This is a genomic window from Agrilactobacillus composti DSM 18527 = JCM 14202 (assembly GCF_001436375.1).
Lineage (GTDB): Bacteria > Bacillota > Bacilli > Lactobacillales > Lactobacillaceae > Agrilactobacillus > Agrilactobacillus composti.
The window spans coordinates 1-25,674 of the sequence record NZ_AZGA01000011.1 but is presented as its reverse complement, the minus strand read 5'-3'; the positions used below and the strand labels follow the sequence as shown (position 1 = coordinate 25,674).

25 protein-coding genes and 2 tRNA genes are annotated in these 25,674 nt (G+C 40.3%); 10 read left to right on the top strand and 17 right to left on the bottom strand.

Annotation, left to right across the window (positions count from 1 at the left end; translation table 11 throughout):
- Positions 1-74: 74 nt before the first annotated feature.
- From FC83_RS03145 to FC83_RS03125, 5 genes are all read right to left on the bottom strand, one after another.
- The gene (locus FC83_RS03145; protein ID WP_057002381.1) at positions 75-803 is read right to left on the bottom strand and encodes a Bax inhibitor-1/YccA family protein; all 729 of its coding nucleotides are present in this window, start codon (positions 801-803) and stop codon (positions 75-77) included.
- A gap of 72 nt (positions 804-875) precedes the next feature.
- On the bottom strand, positions 876-2,201 hold the full coding sequence (gene murC / locus FC83_RS03140) for a UDP-N-acetylmuramate--L-alanine ligase (protein WP_035452339.1): 1,326 nt from the start codon (positions 2,199-2,201) through the stop codon (positions 876-878).
- A gap of 30 nt (positions 2,202-2,231) precedes the next feature.
- Positions 2,232-4,487, bottom strand: coding sequence for a DNA translocase FtsK (locus FC83_RS03135; RefSeq protein WP_052004588.1), 2,256 nt, complete (start codon positions 4,485-4,487; stop codon positions 2,232-2,234).
- Positions 4,488-4,635: 148 nt separating this feature from the next.
- Positions 4,636-5,271: a YtpR family tRNA-binding protein gene (gene ytpR / locus FC83_RS03130; RefSeq protein ID WP_035452337.1), complete on the bottom strand. Its 636-nt coding sequence runs from the start codon at positions 5,269-5,271 to the stop codon at positions 4,636-4,638.
- Positions 5,272-5,297: 26 nt separating this feature from the next.
- The gene (locus FC83_RS03125; protein ID WP_035452334.1) at positions 5,298-5,621 is read right to left on the bottom strand and encodes a thioredoxin family protein; all 324 of its coding nucleotides are present in this window, start codon (positions 5,619-5,621) and stop codon (positions 5,298-5,300) included.
- A 140-nt stretch (positions 5,622-5,761) separates the two neighbouring features.
- Here FC83_RS03125 and FC83_RS03120 point away from each other — a divergent pair, with 140 nt between their 5' ends.
- Positions 5,762-6,097 carry a hypothetical protein gene (locus FC83_RS03120; protein WP_035452333.1) on the top strand — a complete coding sequence of 112 codons (336 nt, stop codon included), beginning with the start codon at positions 5,762-5,764 and terminating at the stop codon, positions 6,095-6,097.
- 61 nt (positions 6,098-6,158) lie between these two features.
- On the opposite strand, the gene trmB is transcribed toward FC83_RS03120, so the two are convergent.
- The 4 genes from trmB to FC83_RS03100 all read right to left on the bottom strand — a co-directional run bounded on the left by trmB (position 6,159) and on the right by FC83_RS03100 (position 9,712).
- Positions 6,159-6,800, bottom strand: a complete 642-nt coding sequence (trmB, locus tag FC83_RS03115) for a tRNA (guanosine(46)-N7)-methyltransferase TrmB (protein WP_035452331.1) — start codon at positions 6,798-6,800, stop codon at positions 6,159-6,161.
- Positions 6,801-6,808: 8 nt separating this feature from the next.
- Positions 6,809-7,603 (bottom strand): phosphotransferase family protein, encoded by a 795-nt coding sequence (locus FC83_RS03110; RefSeq protein WP_035452324.1) that lies wholly within the window; start codon positions 7,601-7,603, stop codon positions 6,809-6,811.
- Positions 7,604-7,746: 143 nt separating this feature from the next.
- Positions 7,747-8,976, bottom strand: a complete 1,230-nt coding sequence (locus tag FC83_RS03105; protein ID WP_057002380.1) for an ABC transporter permease — start codon at positions 8,974-8,976, stop codon at positions 7,747-7,749.
- Positions 8,969-9,712, bottom strand: a complete 744-nt coding sequence (locus tag FC83_RS03100; RefSeq protein WP_035452323.1) for an ABC transporter ATP-binding protein — start codon at positions 9,710-9,712, stop codon at positions 8,969-8,971. The genes FC83_RS03105 and FC83_RS03100 overlap by 8 nt, the downstream gene beginning before the upstream one ends.
- Before the next feature lie 107 nt (positions 9,713-9,819).
- Between FC83_RS03100 and FC83_RS03095 the strand changes: the two genes are divergently transcribed.
- From FC83_RS03095 to FC83_RS03085, 3 genes are all read left to right on the top strand, one after another.
- Entirely contained in the window at positions 9,820-10,248 is a 429-nt protein-coding gene (locus FC83_RS03095; RefSeq protein WP_057002379.1) for an HIT family protein, read from the top strand.
- A 2-nt stretch (positions 10,249-10,250) separates the two neighbouring features.
- A complete protein-coding gene (locus FC83_RS03090) occupies positions 10,251-10,589 on the top strand; it encodes a YtxH domain-containing protein (RefSeq protein ID WP_052004586.1) in 339 nt (112 codons plus the stop codon).
- A gap of 139 nt (positions 10,590-10,728) precedes the next feature.
- The gene (locus tag FC83_RS03085) at positions 10,729-11,655 is read left to right on the top strand and encodes a peptidylprolyl isomerase PrsA (protein WP_035452322.1); all 927 of its coding nucleotides are present in this window, start codon (positions 10,729-10,731) and stop codon (positions 11,653-11,655) included.
- An 84-nt stretch (positions 11,656-11,739) separates the two neighbouring features.
- Here the strand turns inward: FC83_RS03085 and FC83_RS03080 are convergent, their stop codons facing one another.
- The 5 genes from FC83_RS03080 to FC83_RS03060 form a co-directional block, all read right to left on the bottom strand.
- Positions 11,740-12,681, bottom strand: coding sequence for a 3'-5' exoribonuclease YhaM family protein (locus FC83_RS03080; RefSeq protein ID WP_035452321.1), 942 nt, complete (start codon positions 12,679-12,681; stop codon positions 11,740-11,742).
- Between the two features lie 10 nt (positions 12,682-12,691).
- Entirely contained in the window at positions 12,692-15,361 is a 2,670-nt protein-coding gene (locus FC83_RS03075) for an ATP-binding protein (protein ID WP_035452320.1), read from the bottom strand.
- Positions 15,361-16,572, bottom strand: coding sequence for a metallophosphoesterase family protein (locus FC83_RS03070; RefSeq protein ID WP_052004585.1), 1,212 nt, complete (start codon positions 16,570-16,572; stop codon positions 15,361-15,363). The genes FC83_RS03075 and FC83_RS03070 overlap by 1 nt, the downstream gene beginning before the upstream one ends.
- Positions 16,573-16,741: 169 nt before the next feature.
- Positions 16,742-17,089 (bottom strand): YlbF family regulator, encoded by a 348-nt coding sequence (locus FC83_RS03065; protein ID WP_035452318.1) that lies wholly within the window; start codon positions 17,087-17,089, stop codon positions 16,742-16,744.
- 23 nt (positions 17,090-17,112) lie between these two features.
- Entirely contained in the window at positions 17,113-19,152 is a 2,040-nt protein-coding gene (locus FC83_RS03060) for a PBP1A family penicillin-binding protein (protein WP_057002405.1), read from the bottom strand.
- Positions 19,153-19,349: 197 nt separating this feature from the next.
- Between FC83_RS03060 and FC83_RS03055 the strand changes: the two genes are divergently transcribed.
- Positions 19,350-20,231 (top strand): RluA family pseudouridine synthase, encoded by an 882-nt coding sequence (locus tag FC83_RS03055; RefSeq protein ID WP_057002378.1) that lies wholly within the window; start codon positions 19,350-19,352, stop codon positions 20,229-20,231.
- 51 nt (positions 20,232-20,282) lie between these two features.
- On the opposite strand, the gene argR is transcribed toward FC83_RS03055, so the two are convergent.
- Positions 20,283-20,738 carry an arginine repressor gene (gene argR / locus FC83_RS03050; protein WP_035452317.1) on the bottom strand — a complete coding sequence of 152 codons (456 nt, stop codon included), beginning with the start codon at positions 20,736-20,738 and terminating at the stop codon, positions 20,283-20,285.
- An 18-nt stretch (positions 20,739-20,756) separates the two neighbouring features.
- Complete coding sequence (gene argS / locus FC83_RS03045) at positions 20,757-22,448, bottom strand: arginine--tRNA ligase (protein ID WP_035452315.1); 1,692 nt, start codon at positions 22,446-22,448, stop codon at positions 20,757-20,759.
- A gap of 333 nt (positions 22,449-22,781) precedes the next feature.
- On the opposite strand from argS, the gene FC83_RS03040 reads away from it, so the two are divergent.
- Entirely contained in the window at positions 22,782-23,714 is a 933-nt protein-coding gene (locus FC83_RS03040) for a DMT family transporter (protein ID WP_052004582.1), read from the top strand.
- Positions 23,715-23,782: 68 nt separating this feature from the next.
- Here the strand turns inward: FC83_RS03040 and FC83_RS03035 are convergent.
- Positions 23,783-23,853, bottom strand: a tRNA-Gly gene (locus tag FC83_RS03035).
- Positions 23,854-24,042: 189 nt separating this feature from the next.
- Here FC83_RS03035 and FC83_RS03030 point away from each other — a divergent pair.
- The 4 genes from FC83_RS03030 to FC83_RS03015 all read left to right on the top strand — a co-directional run bounded on the left by FC83_RS03030 (position 24,043) and on the right by FC83_RS03015 (position 25,632).
- The gene (locus tag FC83_RS03030; protein ID WP_035452313.1) at positions 24,043-24,432 is read left to right on the top strand and encodes a hypothetical protein; all 390 of its coding nucleotides are present in this window, start codon (positions 24,043-24,045) and stop codon (positions 24,430-24,432) included.
- A gap of 326 nt (positions 24,433-24,758) precedes the next feature.
- Complete coding sequence (locus FC83_RS03025; RefSeq protein ID WP_035452311.1) at positions 24,759-25,238, top strand: hypothetical protein; 480 nt, start codon at positions 24,759-24,761, stop codon at positions 25,236-25,238.
- Between the two features lie 32 nt (positions 25,239-25,270).
- Complete coding sequence (locus FC83_RS03020) at positions 25,271-25,474, top strand: hypothetical protein (protein ID WP_035452308.1); 204 nt, start codon at positions 25,271-25,273, stop codon at positions 25,472-25,474.
- An 86-nt stretch (positions 25,475-25,560) separates the two neighbouring features.
- Positions 25,561-25,632: transfer RNA gene (locus FC83_RS03015), tRNA-Gln, on the top strand.
- Positions 25,633-25,674: the final 42 nt, after the last annotated feature.

The following is a 25,674-nucleotide window of genomic DNA, read 5'->3' as shown; positions in this document are numbered from 1 at the left end:
TTAAAATGAGCTTCCTTAAAAAAAGGCTTTTGAATCAACAGAATTGATTCAAAAGCCTCAGTTAAATGACATCCTTAATTATTATTCGTATCATACCCAAAGATCTGCAAAATATATAAGAAAATATTAATGAAATCCAGGTATAAATTCAAGGCACCCATAATGGCGATGTTGGTCAATGGTACCGATCCGACACCAGATTCTACATTGGTGGCTTGGTAGTAGATTTGTTTTAACCACTGATTATCATAAGCTGTTAACAGTGAGAAGATCACAACCCCAGCATATGAAATAATCAATTGCATAAAGCTTGATTGCGCGAACATATTAATCACAGAAGCTATGATCAGCCCCACAATCAAAGCCATGGACAACTGGCCAATACGACTCAAATTACGTTTGGTTACAAAGCCGATAATGGCCAAGGCAATAAATAATGCTGCCCCAGTGATGAAGGCCATGGTGATATCTCGGCCACTGTAATAAGACAACGTAATAGATAATACTAACCCATTGACCGCTGCAAAACTAAAGAACAACGCCGCATTGACCGCCGAAGATCGTCTAGTTGTGGCTCTAAAGGCAAACACCATGCCAATTTCAACAATAAACAACAACCACATCACGGATGGATGAGCTTGCAGTAATGATGCATATTGATCTCTAAACGTATTTAATGCTAAATATGAAACCAATGCCGAGACTAACACGCCAGCAGCCATGTAGCCATAAACTCTTGTAAAGAACCGGCTCAAGCCTTCATCTTTAGCAACGACTTCATTTGTAGGTACTTGTTGTTGCATAGTTCAGTCCCCCTTCTTATCTTAACCTTATAATTTTATTGTATCTCAGAGATTTTTGCAATCCATCCGACTTTATACTGATTTCTTACCTTGAAGTAAGTTTTCATAAGCCACTTCATATTTTGGAATATCACCAGCCCCCATGAATACGACAACGGCATTGTGATATTGCAATAATGGGCTCATATCATCGACCTTCAAAACATCCCCACCATTATCTAACTTATCAGCCAGATCATTGATGGAAATATTTCCTGAATGCTCACGAATTGATCCAAAAATATCGGTAAGATAAACCTTATCAGCTTTATTCAAACTTTGAACAAAGCCGCTTAACAAGGCTTTTAAGCGACTATAAGTATGAGGTTGAAAAACAGCAATGATTTGTTTATCGGGAAATTTCTGCCGGGCCGCATCTAAAGTAGCATTAATTTCAGAAGGATGATGGGCATAATCATCGATGATGGTCATATCCGCGATATCTTTTTCAGCAAAGCGGCGTTTAGCCCCTTTATACGTCAAAAATTCAGCAGCTAATTCCTGGGCACTGATTTTTTCTAAGAAGCTCACACCCACGACGGCCAAACTATTTAAAATATTATGTTCCCCAAATAGCGGTATTTGATAATGGCCGATATTCTTGCCATGGTGTAATACGTCAAATTCTGAACCATTGACACCCCGCTTGATATTGACCGCCTGAAAATCGTCAGTTGTTTTAGTACCGTACGTATAAATTGGCACCTTGGCTGTCAATTGTTGCAAGTGCGCATCATCACCCCAGATAAACAGCGCTTTTTTAACTTGGTTGGCCTCCGTTTGAAAAGCAGCCACCACGTCATTAATATCCTTGTAATAATCAGGATGATCAAAATCGATATTGGTCATGATTAAATAATCAGGATGATAAGCTAAGAAATGGCGCCGATATTCATCAGCTTCAAACACAAAGAAACGAGCGTCGGCATCACCTTTACCCATGCCATCACCAATCAGATAGGCTGTTTTGGCAACACCACCCAAAACATGGGCCAATAATCCAGTGGTACTGGTTTTACCGTGAGTGCCGGCGACACCAATACTGGTGTAGTTGGCCATTAACTTACCCACATATTCGTGATAGCGATAAAACTCCAAATTCATGGCCTTAGCCTGCTTGATCTCCACCTGGTCATCGTCAAAGGCATTCCCCGCAATAACGATCATGCCTGGTTTGAGGTTAGCCTTTGAAAAATCATAAATTGGGATGTCAGCAGCTTCTAATGGTCCTTGGGTGAAGGTATGCTTCGAGATATCAGAGCCCTCAACTTCTTGGCCCATGTCATGTAAAATCATGGCCAAAGCAGCCATCCCTGTGCCTTTAATACCGATAAAATAATAAATTGGTGAATTTGCCATTACAATAAAAACTCCTTATGCATTTTTGTTTTATTCTTGTGAATCAGGCCGTTGAAAATGAACAGGCCCACCTGATGATTGCGTGATGTTTTTAGCTTTCAAATCCTCAGAACTAAAATAGACCTCGCGGGGTTTAGAACCTTGTGCTTGACCGATATAATTTTGGGCTTCTAAATCATCGATAATATTAGCCGCCCGATTATAACCAATGGAAAACATCCGCTGCAATTTTGATGTAGAAATCGTCTTCTCACTAGCTAAATAGGTGAGTACTTCCGGCATCAGATCATCTTCTTGGGACTTGGCAATTGATTTTTTCAACAAGTCACTGGCGCGAAATTGATAGGCACTAGTTTGTTGCTGCTTCACAAAATCAATGACCGTATCGATTTCATTATTGATAAATGTCCCTTGAAGTCGGACCGGATTGTTTTGGCCACTGCCCAAGTAAAGCATGTCGCCCTTACCCAGCAAACGTTCTGCACCACCCGTATCCAGAATCGTCCGGGAATCGATTTGGCTCGAAACCATGAACGCAATACGCGTTGGAATGTTATTTTTAATGGTGCCGGTTACCACGTCGACACTCGGTCGTTGGGTAGCCACTATCAAATGAATCCCCGCCGCCCGGGCCTTTTGAGTGATCCGGGCAATACTGTCTTGAACGTCGTTGGAAGCAGTCATCATTAAATCGGCCAATTCGTCAATAATTAAGACGATATAGGGCATCTTTAAGCCGGGTTTGTGATTTTGTAATGCTTTTTGATTAAATTGACCAATGTTGCGCACACTGGCTGCAGCGAAGCGTTGATAACGCTTCTCCATCTCATCAACCGTCCACTCTAAAGCTGCAGCCGCCTCTCGGGTATCTGAAATCACTGGTGCCAGTAAATGCGGTAGCCCATTATATGGCGCCAACTCAACGACTTTAGGATCGATCAATAATAGTTTCACTTCATCTGGTGAAGCTTTATACATCAATGAAGTTAATAACGAATTGATGAAGACACTTTTCCCTGAACCAGTTGAGCCGGCAATCAGCGCATGGGGCATTTTAGCAATATCACCGACGACTGGTTGACCAAATAAATTGACCCCTAAGGCAATCGTCAACGGTGATTGACTGTTTTGAAACGCATCAGACTGTAATACTTCTGCCAGGCGAACTTCTCGAGATTTCAAGTTAGGAATTTCGATACCCACAGTACTACGCCCAGGAATTGGCGCTTCAATGCGGATATCTTTAGCGGCCAACGCCAGTCTTAAATCATCGTTAAGATTGGTGATTTTGCTCACTTTAACACCACGTTCCAGTGCAACCTCAAATTGAGTCACCGTGGGGCCAATGGTATATTTTGTTACAGACCCGGCTACATGGAAAGCTTGCAAGGTTTCATCTAACACCTGTTTTTGCTGGTCCGCCCAATCCGTCATTTCAGCTTGTTGCGGTTTAGCACTCGTTGGTAACAGACTTAGGGGTGGCAATACATAAGGCTTATCTGAGGCTGTTGCCTGTGGTTCAGCCTGTATCGGCATCGTAGCCGTTGAGCGGGTATCGGCAGACGACACGGTCGTTTTAGGGGCAATAGATGCGGCAGCAGACATTTCGGTATGCATGCGCTTGTTCTCTGGTTGGTTGACAGTTTCTGGCGCCGCTGTTGTCTTAGACGCGGCGCTGTCAGTTGCAGAAATCTGACTTGTGTTTTCGACTTTCGGCTCAACTGGCTGTTGTTGCCGAGCATTATCTTGAGGAACATCTGGCACTTTAATGGACGGCTGTTGCAAAGAATCAGCCGCAGTAGTCGTTTGTTCAGCTGGCTCAGCAGTCTGATCTTCAACCGGTGGCAATGTCTCGCTGGTTTTATCGGCACCGTTAATTGCTTGTTCAGGCTCTTCAAGTGTCACGTCACTATTATCAGCAGCAGCCTGTTCAGTTGCTGGCGGGGTCGGTTGGGGTTCAAATGCATAACTTGTCGTACTCGTGTTTGTAGTTGGCTTAGCGACTTGTTCTGGCTGCCCTAACAAATAATAGCTCCACCTAGGCTTTTGCATCTCATCTAGTAGGGCTTGATAATAGCGTTGTTCATTTTGAGCGCGTTTATATGTAACAATATGCGATCTTGCAAAATTTTCATCCAGACCTGGCCGTCCTGAGGAGACTGGCGGCTTTGGCTTGGCCACACTGGTCTTAACCGTAGACACTTTTGGTCTAGCTTGTCTTTTGGTATTCGTTACTGGCTTATCACCGATTTTTCGATAAAAAGCCGGGCCATCGTAATGCGTCATGGTATGACTCTCCTTTCAGACAATATTCATTATATAACAAGTTGCGACGAACACATAGGACCGTTTCCGGTAATTTTCAAAACAGTTTACAAAAAAGAAGTTGGTAAATACTCACCAACTTCTAGGCCTTACAAATTTAACTGAAAAATTAAGCAAATGTATTTTGAGCTTGCTGAAAATCAAAAGCTGCGCCGACAGGCGCATTATCAGCTAACACTAAAATACCCCGTTTTTGCGGCGCATTAGGTAAATCTAGCTCCCGAGCTGATGAAATCATACCATCAGATTCAACGCCCCGCAATTTGCCCGGCCAAATAATCGCACCATCTGGCATCATTGCCCCAACTTTAGCCACAACGACCCGCTGTCCTTGCGCAATGTTTGGCGCACCGCAAACAATTTGCAATTTTTGGTCGTGATCAACACGCACCTGGGCAATGTGCAAATGATCAGAATCCGGATGCTCACTTAATGTTTCAACATAACCGATGACAAATTTAGGCGTATCGTCATTTTCAAGCTCTGGTTTAAACCCATTTTGTTGCAAGATATCGTTTAATTTTTGCACTAATTGCGTCGTTGTATCTACTTGACCAGCTACAGCTAATCCTGGTAAATAGTCTGAAATATTAAAGAAATTGTAGCCTAGGGTTTGCTTAGATTCTGGATCAAAAATACGAACCACATCGCCCTTTTGCGTGACCGCTTGGGTTTTAGTGTCTGGGGCCACAATGGTAATTAGAACATCCCCTAAAGCTTTAAGATTATAACTAGCAATCAGCATGTGTTTCAAAACTCCTTTGATTTGTTTTACTGGGGTAAACTATCCATGAAAGCTTCTACTTGTTTTTTAGTTTTGCGATCTTTATTGACATAACGTCCGATTTCCTTGCCGCCATCAAAGGCCACAAAAGAAGGAATACCAAAAATTTGCCACTTTTGGGCTAGATCCATAAATTTATCCCGATCAACTTCGATAAATTCGTAATCAGGATATTCTGCTTGAATTGCCGGTAAAAATGGGGCTAGTGCCCGGCAATCGCCACACCAAGTCGCGGTGAACATAAAGACATGTTTGCCAGTGTTTGCAATTTGTGCTAAAGATTCATCTGTTAAAGTTTCAAGTTGTTTCAAAATATCCACTCCCCATTTATTATGCTATACTACAGTTTACTATAAGTAAGTGAAAAAGAAAATAATTTTGTTTACCAAGAAAACACGTTATACTTGTCCATATACAGGTTAACTAACTGGGAGAACAGGAGGCATTTATTATGTCAAAAGAAAACAGCTCTAATTCAGGTCTGAAATTGTATGGTCTTAGCTTTGTGGCTGGTGTGCTTTTAAGTGGTGCCATGACTTATGGCTGTCAATTTGTAAAACGTCAGCGAAGAGATGAGATCTTAGACCATGTTAAAGCCTTATTTTTACGGGAAGGTCCCATTGAAGGCGCATGGATCGAACAAAGACCTGCCCAATATTCTGACAATCAGCGTCATACAAAAGCCTATTTTGGCGGTATTACTCGCCAAGAAGATGACGGCTTGCAGCAGTATGAGTTTGCCGCTGATACAGCTACTGGTGAATTATTAGATGTTTACAAGATTTAATGCCATCATTGATTTTACATTCTAAATTTTAGCAAACGCCTTATTTTTGGCGTTTGCTTTTTTATTTAAAATGTGCCTTTAGCTGGTAAATTGGCTGACCTTTGGTGGCAAACTTGGTTTCATACTCGGTTTCAATATTAAAAGTCACCCGAGGGTCGTGATGCAAGTCTAACGAAACAAAGTCTAAAATCAGCCCAAATTGGCTTAAACTCACCAACGAATATTCGAACAACCCAAGATTGTCTGTTTTAAATGCTAATTTCCCCTGGGGCTGCAGAATAGTTTGATATTGCCGCAAAAACGATTGGTACGTCAGCCGCCGTTTTTCATGTCTGGTTTTAGGCCAGGGATCAGAAAAATTTAAATAAATTTGTGCCACTTCATCTGGGGCAAAATAGTCGCCTAAATCAGCACCATTGGCATACAATAACTGCAAATTTGGTAATTGCGCAGCAACTTGTTTTTTTAAAATCATGGCAATGGCCGCTTCTTGAACCTCCACTGCAATAAAATTAAATTGTGGCAAAGCTTTAGCCATTTCTACGATGAATTGTCCCTTACCAGAGCCAATTTCAATTCTTAAGGGTTGTTCGGTTTCAAACCGGGTTTGCCAATGGCCCTTAATGGTTTCTGGCCGCACTAAAATATACGCCGGATGCGCCGCGATAAGTTCTTTGGCCCAAGGTTTATTTCTTAATCTCATACATTCTCCTAATCATTCACATTAATCATTTTTGTTAAACTGGCAATGGTTTGCTGCATTGCCGCCACATCTTTGGCTGTGCTCTGGGCGCAGCCTTGCGCAACTTGCTGCAAAATTGCAAACCATTGTATTCTTTGCAATAACACCTCATCCAAGGTTAACCCATAGGCACTCAGCCACCAAGACCATTTTCCAAAGGGAATATAATTCAACAATACCGTCGTCAAATCATAAGCGGGATCGGTCAACATTGCTTGATCCCAATCCACTAAAAATAAATTGCCAGACCGTGTCTGCAACCAATTTTTCTTATTCAAGTCGCCATGGCACACACGGTAACTGGAAATTGGAACTTGTAAGGTATGATTTTCTAGCCAGCGTAATCCAGTAGCAATTGCAGCACTTTGCTTGGCCTTAGTTGGTAAACCGGCACTGAGTTGCTGTAACATTTGATCTGGGGTCACAAAACTGCCGCCAATCTTCTCCAGCATACTTTTTAATAAGTTGGAGCTATGCACCTTAGCCAATAGTTGTGCAGTCCGTTGATTTTGAACTTCCCCTTTGGTTAACGTCCAGCCATCGACCCACTGTTGGGCAGTGATCACGTCCCCAGAAGGCATGCGCTTTGTCCAAAGTAACTTGGGTGTGATCTCCTCAGCGGATAGTGCAGCTAGAAAAGGTGAGGTATTTCGTTTCAAAAAAATCTTTTTGGTATCATGCTGCGTGGAAATTCCAATAAAGGCATTACCCGTACTGCCACCAGCAGATTCAATCTCCCAATCTTGACTGAGTCCAAAAGTCATACAGCCAAACTCCTCTAACAAGTTTTAAAGCATACAATCACCATTAAATCAGCATTCAAATAGATTAATGCCGAGGTAATCACAAACTTAAAACCTCAAATTTTATTTACATGGTTATATATTAACAGTTTTTAAATTAGCTATTACTCGGCCAAGCCTTTTTTTAAGCGTGTCTTGGCATAGCCAAAAACAAAAACAAGCGTCAACGCCAATCCCCCAATGATCATCAATCCCGTCTGGAGGCTAACCCCAAACACAAACACTAATGGGATAGAGGTCACAAACCATTGCAGGCCTAATATTGTCATTAATAATTTTTGAAAACCGGCCAACTTTTCTTTAGCCGGTATCGGATAAAGTTTCGTAAAAACAATACTATCATATTGATCAAAGAATGGTAACAGTTGGAACCCGGATAGATATAAAAATAGTAAATAAAGCACCAGACTGACCCATAATTGATGGACAAAGCATAAAATAAGGGTGCCAATCAATAAAAAGCGTAAATAAAAACCTAAATACTCAGTCCCCCGCAAAAACCCCCGGGCAAATAAGTATAAATAAGTATTGCGATGATTGGCTGGAAATAGTTTTAATAAAAAGTCCAAATATTTACGGCGTTTGGCATGCCGTTGCAAACTTGGAATATCCGTAAACAAATTATAAATCTTTAGAATCTTATACTGGCGTGCAGCCTCCAGATCAATGTTGGCTTCAAAGCGCAACTGACCTTCTAAAACATAGCCCGTAATGTTGCGCCGCATCCATAAATTCCAAGCCAACGCTAATACAACACTAATAAACGGCGATAAATAAAGCCCCAGTAACATTAAGCCATAGACCACACCGTAAAAGTAGGTTTTGTGTTGGTATAATGTCGGTGTTTTCCCGTTGACTTCATAGGCTCCTAGGAGTGCTAGCCACAATTGGGTATCCTTTAAAATGATCAAGGTCAAGATCATCATGACACCGGCCCAAAGCCCAAAATTTGCCACCAAAACCGCCGCTAAGGGCAAAATTGCAATACCTGCTAGGATACTAAAAATAGTGGGCAATATCAAACTATAATTACGTGCAGCGACCAAATAGTGGAAAAGGTCACTTTCTTTAGGCAATAAGAAGGTATCATCGGCTTGTTCCAGCAAGGTGGCTAATTGCCCCACCCCAAGGACCACACCATACAATAATCCCACTACTAAGCCTCCCCACCAAGGGGCAGTGGGCAATAATTTTAATAAATTAGCGTAGCCCATGGCCAAAGCACCAATTAAAAAAATAAGGGCGATCACGAAATGATCATTGAACACTAAGCGCAAGTATTTAAACTGCCGACTGATATGTCGACGTAAACGTTGTTGCCATAACTCAAGCATGGTTATCAACCGCCTCTTTTGTCATCTGGAGATAGATATCATCCAAATTAGCATCTGACATATTAAAGGTTTGCTTTAACTCTGCCAACGTACCACTGGTGCGAACCTTACCGTCATTTAGCAAGACGAAACGATCAGCATATTGTTGGGCGGTGGCTAAGATATGCGTTGACATTAAAATGGCAGCACCAGCCTTTTTTTTAGCTTCAACAACGTCTAACAAATCATGAATCGCCAGTGGGTCTAATCCTGTGAAAGGTTCATCGATAATGAATAATTTGGCATCCGTCATAAAAGCACAAACAATCATGACCTTTTGTTTCATACCTTTGGAAAAGTTATTTGGAAACCAATCCAGTTTATTATCTAACCGAAATTTTTTTAATAAAACCATGGCTTTAGCCATCGTTTCATCATGATCTAAATCATAAGCCAAAATCGCCAATTCAATGTGTTCTCTTAGTGTTAGTTCAGGATATAACACCGGTGTCTCCGGTACATAAGCGATTTGTTGATGGTATGCATCTTTATTTGCCTTTAGGGTCATATTATTCACATTGATTTCGCCCTTTTGCGGAATCAATAGACCGATAACATGTTTAATGGTCGTGGACTTGCCAGCGCCGTTTAATCCAATTAATCCGGTGATCTCACCGTCATTTGCGGTAAAGGAAACATCTTTTAAAACGGCTACATGGGCATAGCCACCAGTCAAATTTTTGATCTCTAAACTCAATTTAGTTGCCCCTTATTTTTTGAATTCTGTTAAAGTTAATCACTTTATGATAGCATGAAAATTAAAGATTAGAAATTCATTTATCCACTCAAGGAGGAATAGTTTTTATGGAAGATTGTATTTTTTGTAAAATTGTTCGAAATGAAATTCCCAGCACAACCGTTTATGAGGATGACTATGTCAAAGCATTTTTAGACATTTCCCAAGTCACCCCAGGTCATACTTTACTGGTTCCTAAAGTACATGTGGCTGACATTTTCGAATATGATGAGGAATTAGCAGCACAAGTTTTCAGCCGGATCCCCTTGATTGCAAAAGCTATTAAGGCCAGTGACCCCAAAATTATTGGGATGAACATTTGTAATAATAACGGTGAAATCGCCTATCAGTCAGTTTTCCATTCCCATGTTCATTTTGTCCCCCGCTATTCTAAAAAAGACGACTTCTGGATGCATTGGGGTGACCATACAGATCAATATACCCCTGAAAAATTACAAAAAATCGCCGATAACATCAAGGCGCATTTGGAGGTTTAAATATGGCAAAATTTGCAACCGGGCTACTTTTGGGCGCACTTGCCGGTGGCCTTTACGGGCTATTGACCACTAAAAAAACCGGGACCCAACACATTGAAGCCGTGACAAATTATGTCGATGATGTGACAGCGGCTACCCAAGATTTTCAAACTAGTTTAACCCACTTCAAAAATTCGGTCAATCACTTTAACGACACTGTCCAAACCACTGGTGTCACCGTTGCTGAGGGCTTAAAGGATACCCTGGACACTTTTCAATTTGAAACACAGCCTAGAATTGACCAGCTCAATGACACCGTCACTGAGCTGACGGAAAGCCTTAACGATGTGGCACCGAAGTAATAATTTCAATTATATAGAAAGTTTGAAATAAGTGTGAATATTTGAGAATTCGTATCATTATTTTCTTGATTATGGTATATTATTCGAGGACTTACTGCGTTGAACAGTAAAATTTTTTTTATTAGGATGTGTTTATTTGATGTCAAAAGGTTTAAAGAAGCTTTTACTAGCTTTGGCTGGTATCATGCTAATTTTTGTTGCAGCCGGCTGTTCCAATAACAACACCGTTGCCACAACTAAAGGCGGCAAAATTACCAAGGACGACTACTATAACGAAATGAAGAAGTCCTCAGCTGGTAAATCCACATTGCAAACCATGATCATCACACAAGTTTTAGAAGATCAATATGGTAAAAAAGTTTCCGACAAGCAAGTGACTAAGGAATACAACAAGTATAAAGATCAATACGGCTCTTCCTTCAGTTCTTTGCTCCAACAAAACGGTATGACAACCGCTTCGTTCAAAAAGAATATCCGGACAAACTTGTTAACGGAAGCTGCTTTAAAAGCTAACAAGAAAGTCACGAATGCTAACTTGAAGACGCAATGGAAATCTTACGAGCCTAAAGTTACCGTGGCACATATTGTCGTTTCATCTGAAGATGCTGCAAATGATATTATTAATCAATTGAACAGCGGTGCTAAGTTCGCTGATCTGGCTAAGAAGTCTTCAACTGATTCTGCTACTAAAAACAATGGTGGTAAGTTACCTGCCTTTGATAACACAGACACTTCAATGGACTCTGCCACTAAAAAGGCTGCCTTTAAGCTGAAGAATGGCGAATACACCAAAACACCTGTTAAAACAGAATCTGGCTATGAAGTCATTGAAATGATCAAGAACCCTGGTAAGGGTAAGATGTCAGACCACACTGCTGAATTAAAGACACAACTTTATAACAAGTGGATGCAAGATTCTACCGTTATGCAGGGCGTTATCGCCAAGTCTTTGAAAAAGGGTAACGTCTCCATCAAGGATAATGATATGAAAGATATCTTAGCTGGTTACCTACAATCTAGCAAATCTACCTCAGGTACTGGTTCAACTACTTCTTCTGCAAAGTAAATAGCCGAATCGGTTATCTTGAATCAAAAAGTACTTACAAAAACAGCGCAGCCAATTTGATGGCTGCGCTGTTTTTGTATGTTTTTATAACTTAGGTTGATAAAACTGTCTTTGTTCTAATGCAAATAGTCGGGGTGTATATTGACCAGGTTTGGTATGGGCCAACGCTGTTGAAATCATAGTCAAGGAAGCATCCATTTCATCAATTTGATGCAACACTTCAGCTTCCAATAATTTAGGTCGAACCGGTGATCCAAATTCCAACTGCCCATGATGGGCTAAAACCATATGACGCAGTAAAATAATTTTCTCATCAGTTAAAGCAAAATTAAGAGCCTCACAGGCTTCTACAATTGCCTCATCAACTAAGACGATGTGCCCAATCAAATTGCCACTCAAGGTGTAGGTGGTGGTCTCTGGGCCGGTTAACTCAACAACCTTGCCTAGATCATGCAAAATAGTGCCAGCATATAGCAAAGCTTGATTAATTTGTGGATATTCTTGGCTGATAGCCGCCGCTAATTTCAACATGCTGATGGTGTGATAAGCCAACCCACCCGCATAAGCATGATGGTTAGATTTGGCTGCAGGATAATCAAAAAATTTACCATCGGTTTTGGCCAACAACCAGCGGACAATCCGATTCCATTTGGCCTCTGTTATTTCTAATAGGTATTGATTCAATTGAGCTTCTAAATCACTTTTATTTATTGGTGCATGGGGTACTAAATCATCAACTGAAATATTTGGATCTGTACTCACCGTCATTTTATCGATACGAACTTGGGGGGTGGTTTGATAAATCTCCCGCAAACCCTTCAAATGGACAATCGTGCCCTTCACAAATTGTGCGATATCTTCTGGTTTAGCGCCCCATAATTTTCCCTTAATTTGTCCAGAACTATCTGAGAAAATAAGTGCAATGAATGGCTTCCCATTTTTTGCGGTGCGAATATCGGCATCTCGAATTAAAACATTTTGATCGATATGTTCCCCATCTTGATAGTCTACTAACCCTTTTGACATAGAATCTCCTTTACAATTGAATAACTTTTGCTGCTTTAAACAAATCTAAAAATTCATTGTGGGCAGTTGTCAGAATAATTTGATTGTCCGCACTAATCTGCTCAACAAGTTTGACCAATTGCGTTAACCGTTGCTGGTCAGCATTCACCAAGACGTCATCTAATAAGATTGGCATCTTCACCAAATCGCTTAATTCCACTGTGAATGCTAAACGTAACGCCAAATATAGCTGTTCCATCGTTCCCAAAGACAACTCATTGACGTTAAACTCTTGAATATCCTTAGACTGAACGTAGATATTTTGGGCCTTGAAGATAATCCTTTGATAATTATCAAATGTTAATATTCTAAAATAAGCTTGGGCATGTTCTAATATTTTAGGTAAGCGATTCTGACTAGCAGCTTCCAAAGTACCCCGAACCCACTGCGCGGTTAAAGTCGCTAGTAAATAGTCGTTGATGTCGGCCAGTAACGCCGTTTGCAAGTTAGCCAGTTGTTGTTGGAGTTCTTGGAGACGATCACCGGTGGCTAATTGCGTCGTTTTAACCGTGAGCTCATTATGGTCTTGATGCAGTTTTTCAGCTTGCTCATTAAGTGTTACCAATTGTTTGCGCTGTTGTTCCAAAGTCTGCTTTAATTCAGCCTCCGTTTGAAAATGCGTCAAACTATCCAGTTCAGGGGCTAATTGATTCTTCAAGAAATGATAGCGTTCTTGATTGTCGCGTGCTGTTTTAAGCGTCCCTAAAGCCTTTTGTAACGCTGTAAAATCTTTAAAATGATTATCAGCTAAAAGTTGTTGTTGTTGATAACGCAAATCAGCTAATTCCACATTTTGTTGCTTTAACCACGTTTTTAATTGTTCTTGTTCCAAAATCGTTTGTTGATTTTGGGCGCTAACCTTCTCAAAATCTTTTAATGCGTCATTTAAGACTTGGAAATAATCTTTTGAAAAAGTAGGTACTTGTCCTAATTTATCCTTTAAAAATGCTGCTAAATTGTCGAATTCGATTAATTGTTGTTGCATATCTTCTAATTCTGCAGTCTGGTTTTCAATATCTTCCTGCAGTTGATTAATTGTAGTTAACAAAGATTGAACTTGCAACGGATCCACTTGATCATTCAAATGATATTTCTGTTGAATTTGTTGAATATTTTGGGTCAATTCCTGCAACTTTTGTGTCACTTCTTGCTGCTTGGCTCCTAATTGATGCCGCTGTTGTTTGACACTTTCAATTTGTGCCTGTACCACTTGAATCTGCCCATCAATTTGCGGATCGGTCGTGCGTGTTGCCACCGTTTTCTTTTGATAAACACTTAAAGCTACCAATCCAATACCAGCCAAAGAAATGATTTTGACAAAACTTGGTAGAAATAACCCAACAATGAAGATAAGCCCACCAAGGACCATTAATCCATTTAAAAAGCCACTGCTCTCAGCCGGTGAGCCCTGAGCTTGAACCGCCTGTAAATCATTTAAAGTCCGAACGTGTTGGTTTTCTTGCAACTGCAACTCAGCATCGGTTTGATCTAATTGGGTCTTTAAGGTCTCTTGCGTTTTCGCTTGCGCTTTGTATTGACTCACTAGACTCAAATCTTCACTGGACAACGGTTGCATGTCTTTCGTTACTGCAGCATTACTTTCTTGTAATTGCGCCAGTTGTGTTTTATTTTCTGTGATGCGCTTTTGTAATACCTCATGCCGACTGGCCAAAGTCTGAATATGAGGTAATTTTTGTTGCATTTGTAAAAATTCATCCGCATGGGTGTCATAATAAGTATTCCCCGTTGTCGGTTGTAAACTCTGGCCTCGGCGCTTTTCAATGAAATCAGTTTGCATATCAATTTTCGTCTGCATTTGCTGATATTTCTCATTGATGGCCACTACATCACCTTGATTTGCCATATCAGGTGTTTGTTCCGCTTGCAGATCCAAATACTGCTGGTAACTCGGCCAAATTGCTTGTAAGTGTGCCAGTTGTTTAACCGCGTCATCCAATTGGCCTTGTTGGGTCACAATGTCTGTTAATTTCTGACTGACAGTAGCTTGGTCATTTTCTAAGGCCAAATAACGGGGCAAGTTTTGTCGTGTTCGCTGAATTTTTTGTTCCAACGCATGATAATCATTTAACTTTTGGTTAATTGGCGGCTTACGGCCACTAGGTTTATACAGGGCCTTAGCCTGACTTTCAAAGGTTTCAGCCTGCTTGAGCCAGTCGCCACTATTGATTGCCCCGATCGCTAAAATCTGCTGCATCAATTCATTTTTATTTAGATTCGCAATAGATAGCATTTCATTTGTATCAAAATAAAATAATTCCTTAAATAAATCTTTATTTAAAGGCTTCAAGGCATTGTAGAATAATTCGTTGGGCACTTTTTGCTGATCAATATACGTTTCTAGTTCACCACCGGAAGTGCCGTCTACCCGGCGTACAAGGTAATCTTTGCCCTTGATATTGAGCGTTAACTCACCACCATAACGACCTGAATTCTTAGGAATGTATTGTTCAAAGGGACGCTTTTTCGTAGCAAAGCCAAATAAAATACTCACAATAAATTCTAATAGCGTACTCTTCCCAGTTTCATTCAACCCGTAAACAACCGTTAATTTGGGATCAAAGGTAAATTCGCGCTCAATCAAGTTCCCAAAGCCAAATACTTTCACCTGTCGAATATACATTAATCCGCATCCTCTTCTTGGATATTATTTAAAATTTTCAGTTCGGCATTCTTACGCAATTCATTTAGTCTATCTTCATGAATAAACTCCTGGGTAATGAAGCGTTCACTGGTTAAATTACCCAGAACTTCGCGTAAATTTTTTAAATTGAAAACTTGATCCACATTGGCTTGCCAAAACTTCGTATCTATTTCTGGCAAATTCATATCTGCTTCAGCCATCAGGCGAACTGAAACCGGATAAATAATTTGATTCGCCATGGTATTGCCTAGTTGATCTTGCAAGATACTCAATAACTGCTCGTTGATTAACGCCTCTTGAACTTCTTTGGCCACTGAATTGGCCTTTAAAACGATGGATAACAAGAAATTAGTGTGTCTTGGAAAAGCTATGAGCATATCTTGTAAATGGGCCACTACAGCATTAATATTCAGTGGTTCAGGGGATTCCACCGTCAAGGTCTGCCATTGAAATGGTGCCACTGGCATAAAAGTTGGTTTCAATTCGTCGAAATCATAATTCACTTCATAAAAACCCTTAGCTCCGCTTTCATCAGCTTGACGCCCTTGCAAATTACCGGGATAAATAATCAAAGGCCGCTGACTTAAAATTTGGTGATGGTGAATATGTCCCAAGGCCCAATAGTCATAACCCTGTTGCTGGAGCGCTTCTAATGTAAAGGGTGCATAGTCATTAGCCCCATTGCCATAAAGCCCCCCATGTAACATACCAATGGTTAATTTGGCATCTGGCGCCGGCTTTGGATATTCACTAGTCCGTGATGTGGGAATATGGCGTTGATCATAGCTAAACCCGTTGATATCGATCTTATAACCTTCTTGACTAATGAAGCGATAAGTTTGAACACTTGGTCCAAAAACATGGACATTTTCCGGATAGTTCACATGAGTCGTGGTGTCATTAATATAATCGTGATTTCCAAATATAAGATAAACTTGTATTTGCGCCTTTTGGAGGCGTTCAAATTGATTCTTTAAAAACCACTGTACTTTTAAACTTTGATTTTGTGAATCAAATGTATCGCCTGAAATTAATACGAATGCCACGTCATCACTAATGGCGCGCTCAATCATTTTTTCAAATGCTGTAAAGGGTGCTTGATATAATTGCGCCCCAATTTGTGCATCCATTTGTTTCAAGCCTAAAAATGGACTATCTAGATGGGCATCAGCACAATGAATAAATTTCATAAAGCCACCTCCAATGCTTATTTGGTGAAAATGTATAGACTTATATAATAGTATACGTAAAAAAGCTAAAGATAAGCTTAAGAATTCGCATAAATTCCCAATTTTTTGCAAAAAAATATTCCCAGCTGCAAAAATCGCAGTGGAAATATTCAAATTCAAAGCTTAAAGCTTACTGTAATTTATAAATGTCAGCAATTGGTTTAGAGATGATCCGGTTTAAATCATCCATCAAAGTGCTCATTTTACGTTCAGTATCCATCAGGCCCTTGATAGAGTCATATTTAGATAATTGTTCGCTCATATCTTGAATTTCTTTGATCTTGTCATCAGAGATTTCTTCACCATTCATTTGTTGTTGTTGTAATTCCATTTGAAGTTGTTGGAATTTCTTGAATGTTGCAAAGGCAAAATCATCCTTTTTAACATCAGCAAAAGCTTTTTGCAACAGCATGAATTCTTCGGTTTGTTGTAATTCTTCCTCTAATTTGTTTGCAGTATCATAAATATTAACAGCCATGTCGATCTCCTTTAAATTGTGATTTAGTTACCAAAAAACGATTTCAAATCATTATACCATTCATTAGCTTTTTCTTGGGCATTCTTTAACACATTTTTTCCATTTTCGATGCCATCTTCGATATTCTTGCCAATATCATCGAACCAATTACCTTTATTATTGGCATTTTCGTCGGCAGCGATGGTGGAAGCCGGTTGTGTATTAAATTGATAATCCCCATCATTTGGCAAGATGTTTTCCATTTCTAATTTAAAAATAGGCGCCACACCTTGCTCACTAATCCCCTTTAAGAAATGAGTTTGATCAGTATTATCAAAACCGATCCAAGTTGCAACGACAATATTTGGGGTATAACCCACAATCCATTGATCCTTGGTACCATAGCCGTAACTATCCGGTACTTCGGTACTTCCAGTCTTACCAGCAACTGTATAGCCACTTGGTTTCGCAGTTTGCCCAGTGCCGTTTTTAAAGACATCTAACAGCATACTGGTCATTTCTTTAGCATGACTGCTAGAAATGACTTGCTTACTCTTTAAATCGCTATTATCCACGATAACCGCGCCAGTGGCATCTACAATCTTTGTGATAAAGTGCGTATTGGCTAATTTGCCATTATTGGCAAAAGCGGTATATGCCCGGGCCATTTGGTAAGGGGAAACACCTTTGCCCCAACCACCCAGGCCAAAGGCTAAGTTCTGATCAGACTCAGGTACATTGATGCCAAATTTTTCAACAGCACCCACGCCTTTTTTTACCCCTATTTTGTCTAGCAGCCAGGCTGCCGGGGCATTTTTGCTTTGGGCCAAAGCCACATACATTGGCACTTGTCCGGCATACGTATTATCTGCATTGCCCGGCGTATAGTGATTCTTGCCATAACTAGTCAGTTTATCTTGCAAAACACTGTCATAGTGATAACCAGATTCCAACGCCGGTTCATAGATAGCTAAAGGCTTCATGGTCGAACCAGGTTGCCGTTTAATTTGCGTTGCACGGTTTAAACCTCGGAAAACATGATCGCCACGGCCACCGACCACCGCCGTAACATAGCCATTTTTAGGATCAACGGCGATGGAACCGCCTTGAACCGGGGTCCCATCAGCAGCATCAGCCGGAAATGCCCAATCCTGGTTAAAGGACCGCTGCATGGCAGCTTGTTGCGTCTGATCCAACGTCGTATAAATGCGATAGCCTTTATTCATGATGTCTTCTTCTTTAAGGCCATAACGATTGATAGCTTCATCAATCACCGCATCAAAGAAATAAGGATAGCGATACCCGTCACTTTGGGCATAAGTATCATTTAATGTGAGTTGCTGCTGTTTGGCCGCACTGGCTTCTTGGGAAGTTAATTGCTTATTATCCACCATTAAATCCAACACTAGATTACGCCTTGAAATGGCATTATCCATATGATTAATGGGATTATAGTAACTTGGCGAGCGCAACATGGCCGCAAACGTGGCACTTTCAGAAACGGTTAAATCCGCAGCATTTTTGCCGAAGTATTTTTGAGCGGCATCTTGAACCCCCCAAACTCCATTGCCAAAGTAAGCGTTATTTAAATACATGGTCATGATATCATCTTTTGAATACACGCGATTGATTTCAATGGCCAGGAATAACTCTTCTAGTTTTCGAGAAAAGGTTTGTTGCTGGGTCAGCAAGGCATTTTTAGCCAACTGCTGGGTCAACGTACTCCCTCCACCGGTAATTTGTCCTCGGTGAATCACATAGCTGAGGACAGACCGAGCAATCCCTTTGATATCGAAACCGGGATTAGTATAAAAGCTGCGATCTTCAGTTGAAATAACTGCTTTAGGTACATTCTTTGAAATCTGGTTTAATTCCACAAAAGTACCTTTTTGTGAGTACAGTGACCCCGCCTTTTGATTTTGCGAATCATAGATCGTTGTGGTGGTCTTAAGGGCGGATTTTAAATCTTGAACATCTGATGTCTTGGCCTTGTAAGTTAAAAAAGCACTTAAACAAAAGAATAGCACTAGCCCGATCAATAAAATCCACCGAACTAGCTGAAAGCGATGATTTAGCAAGCGCATGAAATGCCAAAATCGATGCCATACGGCCTTAAACCACTGCCAAAATTGTAAAGCATATTTCTTAAATGGTGCTGGATTATTTGGATTATTCATACATTAACTCCAATTTAATTTACAAAAATACTTCAAATATTGTAACATTAAATGGCATTGACCACACCCGCCTTTAGAAGGATTTTAAAACAAATGAGGTTGCCATGATTACTAGAACAATTATATTACCGGACAATTACCAAACCACGGGGATACGTCAACAATTAAAACGTTGGTTTATTCCCAAAAAATGGCAACATTTTTTAAGAATTGATCATAATATCTTAGTTAATGATGTCTATCAACCCTTTAACTCACGCCTCCACGCGCAGGATAAAATTACCTTACGGTTCACCAAACTGGCCTCCGAGCAAGATTACCTAGTGGATGATTTTAATGGTCTGACTATCTTTTTTGAAGATCAAGATCTCATCGTAGTGGCTAAACCCGCCAATATCAAAACCCACCCTAACCAACCAGGGGAACGGGGAACATTATTAAATCAAGTCGCCGGCTATTTGGCTCAGACAAAACAAAAACCTTATATTTTACACCGTTTAGATATGGCCACCAGCGGTCTGATTGTATTTGCCAAAAATCCGTTGGTCGTGCCAATTTTAAACGCCAAATTTCGTGATAAAATTATCCACCGTCACTACATCGCCTTGATTCAGCGCCATCCTAACTTGCCGGCCACTGGTCAGATAACAGCACCCATTGGACTTGACCCCAATGACAAGCGCAAGCGTCAAGTCCGCACAGATGGTCTGCCGGCTAAAACCGGTTATGAAATATTAGCAGAAAATAATAACTATCAGTTGCTAAAACTCACTTTGGAAACTGGCCGAACACATCAAATTAGAGTGCATTTAGCCCATATTGGCGCGCCGATTATTGGCGATCCCCTTTATGAAACACCACAAAGTTTTCCCAGATTAATGTTGCATGCTTACCAACTTGATTTGAGTCTACCTTTCACCGACCAACAAGTCGCCATTCAAACGCCATATCCAGCAATATTTAACCATTTTTTAAGTGAAAAATAGGCTGTCCCGCTAACACTGGCGGACAGCCTATTTGAATGCGTTTGAAAAAAACTATTCGATGATGTTATCTGAAATACGTTGGTGCATCCGTTTTGCGGCGTCATTGTCCGGCGAAATGATCACCACCGTATCATGGCCAGCGACGGTCCCCACAACATCGGGCATTGATAAATCATCAATCACAGCTGCTAAAACATTGCCATTGCTAGGTAATGTTTTGACAACATTTAGAAATTGAACTTGTACCACCGACAACACCACATTACTGATCGTATCTTCAAGCCGTTCATCGTTGCTGACGGAATCACCTTGAAAAATCATATAACGTAAATTGCCGCTTTCATCCCGCGCTTTGACAATTTGTAGATCTCGAATATCTCGAGAAATTGTTGCTTGGGTTGCATCAACACCTTCATCTTTAAGCAAAGCCAATAGCTCATCTTGGGTACTGACCACATGCTGATGGATAATCTGTTCTAAAATCATCTGACGTTCTGTTTTTTTCATACGACATTACCTCATGATTTACATTTCTTTTGGACTGGCGACGCCTAACAAGCCTAAGGCATTTTCCAAAACAGTACTAACAGCCTTAACTAGGCGTAACTTAGCTGTTAATTGACCATCATCTACTAAAACTCGAGTATGGGCATAATACTTGTTAAAGCTTTTAGCCAAGTGCAAGCTGTACTTAGCAATCACCGATGGTTCATAGGCGGCCAACGCCCGCTGAATCACATTTGGATAATCATTTAATAATTTCAAGATTTCCCAAGCAGCCGGATCATCTAACCCAGTTTCTGCCGTATCCGGCACGTCCACCCCACTCTTACGCAAGATACTCTGCGCCCGAGCATTTGTATATTGGACATAAGGACCAGTTTCGCCTTCAAAACGGACAACTTCTTCCAAATTGAAATCAAAGTTATCCATCCGATCATTTTTCAAATCATGGAAAATTACGGCGCCAACGCCGACTTCTTTAGCAACTTGATCTTTATTAGCCAAAGTTGGATTCTTAGCTTCAATTTGCTGTTTAGCCAGGTCAATGGCATCATTTAAGACTTTTTCCAAAAGAATGACCCGTCCTTGCCGTGTAGATAATTTCTTGCCATTTTCAGTAATCAAGCCAAATGGAATATGAATGATATCGTCCGCCCAAGCATAGCCCATATCCTTTAAAATAGCTTTTAATTGTTTAAAATGTTCGCTTTGTTCATTACCCACAACATATAATGATTTAACAAAATGATAAGTTCGTTTGCGATAAATTGCTGCAGCCAAATCCCGGGTCATATAAAGTGTGGCGCCATCAGACTTGCGAATCAAGGCTGGATTTAAATTGTATTTTGATAAATCAACAATTTCAGCGCCTTGGCTCTTAACTAACAAATGCTTTTCTGCCAACAAGTTGACAACTTCATCCATCTTGTCATTATAAAAAGCTTCCCCATTGAAGGAATCAAATTCAACCCCTAGCATGTCATAAATCTTTTGGAATTCCTTGAGTGATTCAGAACGGAACCATTGCCAAAGTGCAGTTGCCTCTTGGTCACCATCTTCTAATTTCTTAAACCATTCCCGAGCTTCCTCATCGAGTTCAGGATGCGCCACATCTTCTTTATGGAATTTTACATAATATCGCAGCAGGTTTGTGATGGGATCCGCCTTAACTTCGGCTTCAGAACCCCACTTTTTATAAGCTACGATCAATTTCCCGAATTGCGTGCCCCAATCACCTAAGTGGTTGATCTTAACAGGTTGATAGTTCGTTTTTGTTAAAATCTTAGCAATTGAATTGCCGATGACTGTGGAGCGCAAATGCCCCATCGAAATTGGCTTGGCAATATTAGGTGAAGACATGTCGATGGGAACAGACTTACCTTCGCCTAGATCTTGATCACCATAAGTTTGTTTTTGAGTCAGTACTTCTTGTAGTGTCACTTGACTGAAAGCCGCTTTATTTAAAAAGAAGTTAATATAAGGCCCTGTCGCAACGACTTTTTCAAAGGGTGCTTGATCAATTTTTGCGACTAAATCAGCTGCAATTTGTTGTGGTGCTTGATGCAGGCTCTTAGCTAATATAAAAGTTGGAAAAGCATAATCACCCATTTCAGAATTCTTAGGCACTTCGATTAACTTGCTCAAAGTTGCTTCGTCCACATTGTCGCCTAAAACTGGCTGTAATGCTGAAATCACTTGTTGTTTAAACTCCATAACTGCCTCCTAATATTAAAAAAGCTCCCCTGTAAATTAACTTACAGAAGAGACGAAAAATTCCGCGGTACCACTCTAATTGGCTCAAAAGCCCACTTAATATATACTTGATTTAGGTCTAGGGCGCGACTGCTAACTTGAATCGCTGGGTTTTCACTATCACCCAGTCACTATATCCCTCAATTATTAGCTTATTCTCTAGATTTCTTTCTTATTCTAATGTAAAGTGTCTAACCTTGTCAACCCGCGCCAGTCGAAAAATTATTTCCCCTTCACCGCCAAGGATGTGGTACGCTATTTAAGGTTTAGAATTTATGATCATAGGAGTAAATCATGTTACATAAAAACAGTGCCTTATTGGGTATGTTACTGGCTGGTGTGGGGGCAACTTTTTGGGGTATTTCCGGCGTTATTGCCCAGCATCTCTTTGAAAATCTACCCATATCCCCTTTTTGGTTAACCAGCGTGCGCCTATTGGGTAGTGGTCTATTACTTTTTGGCTATTGCTTAGTGACCAAGCGTGATCTCTGGTCAATTTGGAAGCGTAAAACCAATGTTGTTTCACTGCTACTTTTTGCAGTTTTTGGCGTTATTATGTCCCAATACACTTATTTTGTGGCCATAAATTTCACCAACGCTGCTACGGCCACGGTTTTACAATTCACCGGTCCCATTTTCATTACCCTTTGGCTTTTGATTGCCAAAAGGCAGCGACCTAACTTAATTGAAATCATCGCTATCATTTTGACGATTTTAGGGACTTACTTATTAGTGACCCATGGTAACAGTCGGCATTTGGTGATATCTCCATTAGCGCTATTTTGGGGCTTACTTTCAGGTGTGGCAGTGGCAACTAATACCTTATTGCCGGTGAAACTGTTGGAACATTATCCCCCGTTGATCGTCATGACTTGGGCGATGTTGTTAGGTGGCATCATCTTTAATAGCATTCAACCATTTTGGCAGACACCTTTGCATTTGAGCGGTAAGGACTTTGCTGCCATTGGCTTCGTGGTTATTTTCGGCACCTTGTTGGCGTATGTTTTTTATTTAACCAGTCTCAAGTATATTTCTACAACGCTGGCCAGTATTTTAGATGCCTTTGAACCCTTGTCAGCCACCATTCTGGCGGTTACCGTTTTAGGTGTGAGCTTTACCGTGAGTGATTTAGTCGGGAGTAGCTTAATTGTCATCACCGTGCTCTGCTTGATTGCGGTTAATCACCGGCAAGAAAAACTCCCCCATGACTCAGATGAATCTGCATAGAACTTGTTAATTAAGGCATCAAAAAAGACCAACACCACAGCATTGGTCTAACACAGAAAGTTATTTAAAGCGGGTGACGAGAATCGGACTCGCGACTTCAGCTTGGGAAGCTGGGATTTTACCACTAAACTACACCCGCGTACTTGTACTATTTTACCAGCTCGATTTTAAAAAGTAAATCAACTTTTGCAAGATTATAACATTCTTATCGTTTTCTAATGATTAATCGACAATTTCCCTTGCTAAATCGGTAAAAAACCTTTAATATTAGAATATGATTAAGAAATGACAGACCAAGAAAACTTCTCACCAATTCGGAGGATTGTTTATGATTCAAGCTGAATCCAATCAAAATTTTGTTTTTGGCGTCAAAAACACCAAGACTAATGATGGCTACACAATCAATTTTATCAATATCCCTCAGATCTTCGCCAAAGGTAAAACTTACGAAGAAACTGTTTATTACTCTTATCGCGTTCTTGCGAACTTCTTGTTGCCGTTTTCGGACAACCTGGATAAAATTAAGGCATATACGTTTAGAACGGTTGATACAGTTGATATGAGTGAAAATACCTTTTACTCTTTAATCACAGTCACTGGCGACTTAGATCCCCACAAAATGGAGACAGCCTTTATTTTGCCACAAACCACCGCTGCCCACGTTAACCAAGAAGCCGATATGCTTAGCAAGCTGATTAATTATCAAATTATATCGTAAGCTACTGCTTTAATAAATAATAAAGGATTTGTTATTATGTCTGAATCACAGGATCAAACTTCAAAAGACTTTGTTTGTCCAGAATGTCATCAACCGATGGCTTATGGTCTTAAAGAATGTCCAAATTGTCATGTCCATATCTATTATCGTGACATGAAAGAAACATTTTGGAATGAACGCAAACGGAAGTTGCTCTGGAACAGTTCATCAATTCAAAATCATAAAATAGACTAAGTCAGTTGAACCCTGAAAATGCGAATCTAAATACTAGGTTCGCTTTTTTTGTATTCAGTAGCCATTCTCCTAAAAATCATGAGGTATCCATTATGAGTCAATATCGCAGTCAAAAACTATTAGATCGTTATGGCTTAACACAAGCTATCAACACAGAATTTGTGCTAGAAAATATGCAAGTCCTGTCCCGCTCAGACTACAGCATTATCGCAGAAATTCTGGATAAACAAATCAGTTGGGAATACGCTCAGCAACACTTACACACAGTTTGGGTTTTCTTAACGATCCTGGAATCAATCAGTGCCAAAGCCAATCAAACGACTGATCTTTTATTGGCTCGTCTGTCTAAGTTGTATTTATTTGACAGTTACCCAGCTTTACAATATGATTCAGTTGCAAGATCCGATTTATTCACAGCTGTTCAGGCCGCACTTGAAAAGCAGGTCATTTCTAAGGGGAATTTACAACAAGCTGTGCAAAATGTGCATGATAACTTTCCAGTCAAAGTTTTGCCACCTGAAAATGACCCCCGCTATTTAACCCAACAATTGCTGGATACGGCCAACCGCTAATTTTTTAGCAACTTCTTTGGGAGGTGTTTGAAATGGATCTATTTCGTAACCCCGGTTTAACCATTAATCAGCAAGCATTGTATGAAAATCACCAAGATGAGGTTTTTGCAATACACTTTGAAACAATGGATTTGGCAAACACGAAACTCATTGTTTATATTCAACCAACGGGCAAGCTGGATTTCGTTTTTTCGGAAATTCATCCAACCCCTGAACTTAAGCCCGCAACACCCTGAAATAAGTAACATTACCCAAGAAATTAACAATATGTAATTGACAAACTTTGTGATATTTCATATACTATAAAAGTTGTAAATTTCATTGGGTAATCGCCAAATGGTAAGGCAGCGGACTCTGAATCCGCAATTTGTAGGTTCGATCCCTACTTACCCAATTTATAAATTCAGGCGTTCCAAATAGTTCCTAAAAGTACCGA

What these genes read in the sequence shown, in the direction of transcription:
- FC83_RS03145 (WP_057002381.1), bottom strand. Translation starts at nt 803, where the DNA reads ATGCAACAACAAGTACCTACAAATGAAGTCGTTGCTAAAGATGAAGGC.
- murC (WP_035452339.1), bottom strand. Translation starts at nt 2,201, where the DNA reads ATGGCAAATTCACCAATTTATTATTTTATCGGTATTAAAGGCACAGGG.
- FC83_RS03135 (WP_052004588.1), bottom strand. Translation starts at nt 4,487, where the DNA reads ATGACGCATTACGATGGCCCGGCTTTTTATCGAAAAATCGGTGATAAG.
- ytpR (WP_035452337.1), bottom strand. Translation starts at nt 5,271, where the DNA reads ATGCTGATTGCTAGTTATAATCTTAAAGCTTTAGGGGATGTTCTAATT.
- FC83_RS03120 (WP_035452333.1), top strand. Translation starts at nt 5,762, where the DNA reads ATGTCAAAAGAAAACAGCTCTAATTCAGGTCTGAAATTGTATGGTCTT.
- trmB (WP_035452331.1), bottom strand. Translation starts at nt 6,800, where the DNA reads ATGAGATTAAGAAATAAACCTTGGGCCAAAGAACTTATCGCGGCGCAT.
- FC83_RS03110 (WP_035452324.1), bottom strand. Translation starts at nt 7,603, where the DNA reads ATGACTTTTGGACTCAGTCAAGATTGGGAGATTGAATCTGCTGGTGGC.
- FC83_RS03105 (WP_057002380.1), bottom strand. Translation starts at nt 8,976, where the DNA reads ATGCTTGAGTTATGGCAACAACGTTTACGTCGACATATCAGTCGGCAG.
- FC83_RS03095 (WP_057002379.1), top strand. Translation starts at nt 9,820, where the DNA reads ATGGAAGATTGTATTTTTTGTAAAATTGTTCGAAATGAAATTCCCAGC.
- FC83_RS03090 (WP_052004586.1), top strand. Translation starts at nt 10,251, where the DNA reads ATGGCAAAATTTGCAACCGGGCTACTTTTGGGCGCACTTGCCGGTGGC.
- FC83_RS03085 (WP_035452322.1), top strand. Translation starts at nt 10,729, where the DNA reads ATGTCAAAAGGTTTAAAGAAGCTTTTACTAGCTTTGGCTGGTATCATG.
- FC83_RS03080 (WP_035452321.1), bottom strand. Translation starts at nt 12,681, where the DNA reads ATGTCAAAAGGGTTAGTAGACTATCAAGATGGGGAACATATCGATCAA.
- FC83_RS03075 (WP_035452320.1), bottom strand. Translation starts at nt 15,361, where the DNA reads ATGTATATTCGACAGGTGAAAGTATTTGGCTTTGGGAACTTGATTGAG.
- FC83_RS03070 (WP_052004585.1), bottom strand. Translation starts at nt 16,572, where the DNA reads ATGAAATTTATTCATTGTGCTGATGCCCATCTAGATAGTCCATTTTTA.
- FC83_RS03065 (WP_035452318.1), bottom strand. Translation starts at nt 17,089, where the DNA reads ATGGCTGTTAATATTTATGATACTGCAAACAAATTAGAGGAAGAATTA.
- FC83_RS03060 (WP_057002405.1), bottom strand. Translation starts at nt 19,152, where the DNA reads ATGCGCTTGCTAAATCATCGCTTTCAGCTAGTTCGGTGGATTTTATTG.
- FC83_RS03055 (WP_057002378.1), top strand. Translation starts at nt 19,350, where the DNA reads ATGATTACTAGAACAATTATATTACCGGACAATTACCAAACCACGGGG.
- argR (WP_035452317.1), bottom strand. Translation starts at nt 20,738, where the DNA reads ATGAAAAAAACAGAACGTCAGATGATTTTAGAACAGATTATCCATCAG.
- argS (WP_035452315.1), bottom strand. Translation starts at nt 22,448, where the DNA reads ATGGAGTTTAAACAACAAGTGATTTCAGCATTACAGCCAGTTTTAGGC.
- FC83_RS03040 (WP_052004582.1), top strand. Translation starts at nt 22,782, where the DNA reads ATGTTACATAAAAACAGTGCCTTATTGGGTATGTTACTGGCTGGTGTG.
- FC83_RS03030 (WP_035452313.1), top strand. Translation starts at nt 24,043, where the DNA reads ATGATTCAAGCTGAATCCAATCAAAATTTTGTTTTTGGCGTCAAAAAC.
- FC83_RS03025 (WP_035452311.1), top strand. Translation starts at nt 24,759, where the DNA reads ATGAGTCAATATCGCAGTCAAAAACTATTAGATCGTTATGGCTTAACA.
- FC83_RS03020 (WP_035452308.1), top strand. Translation starts at nt 25,271, where the DNA reads ATGGATCTATTTCGTAACCCCGGTTTAACCATTAATCAGCAAGCATTG.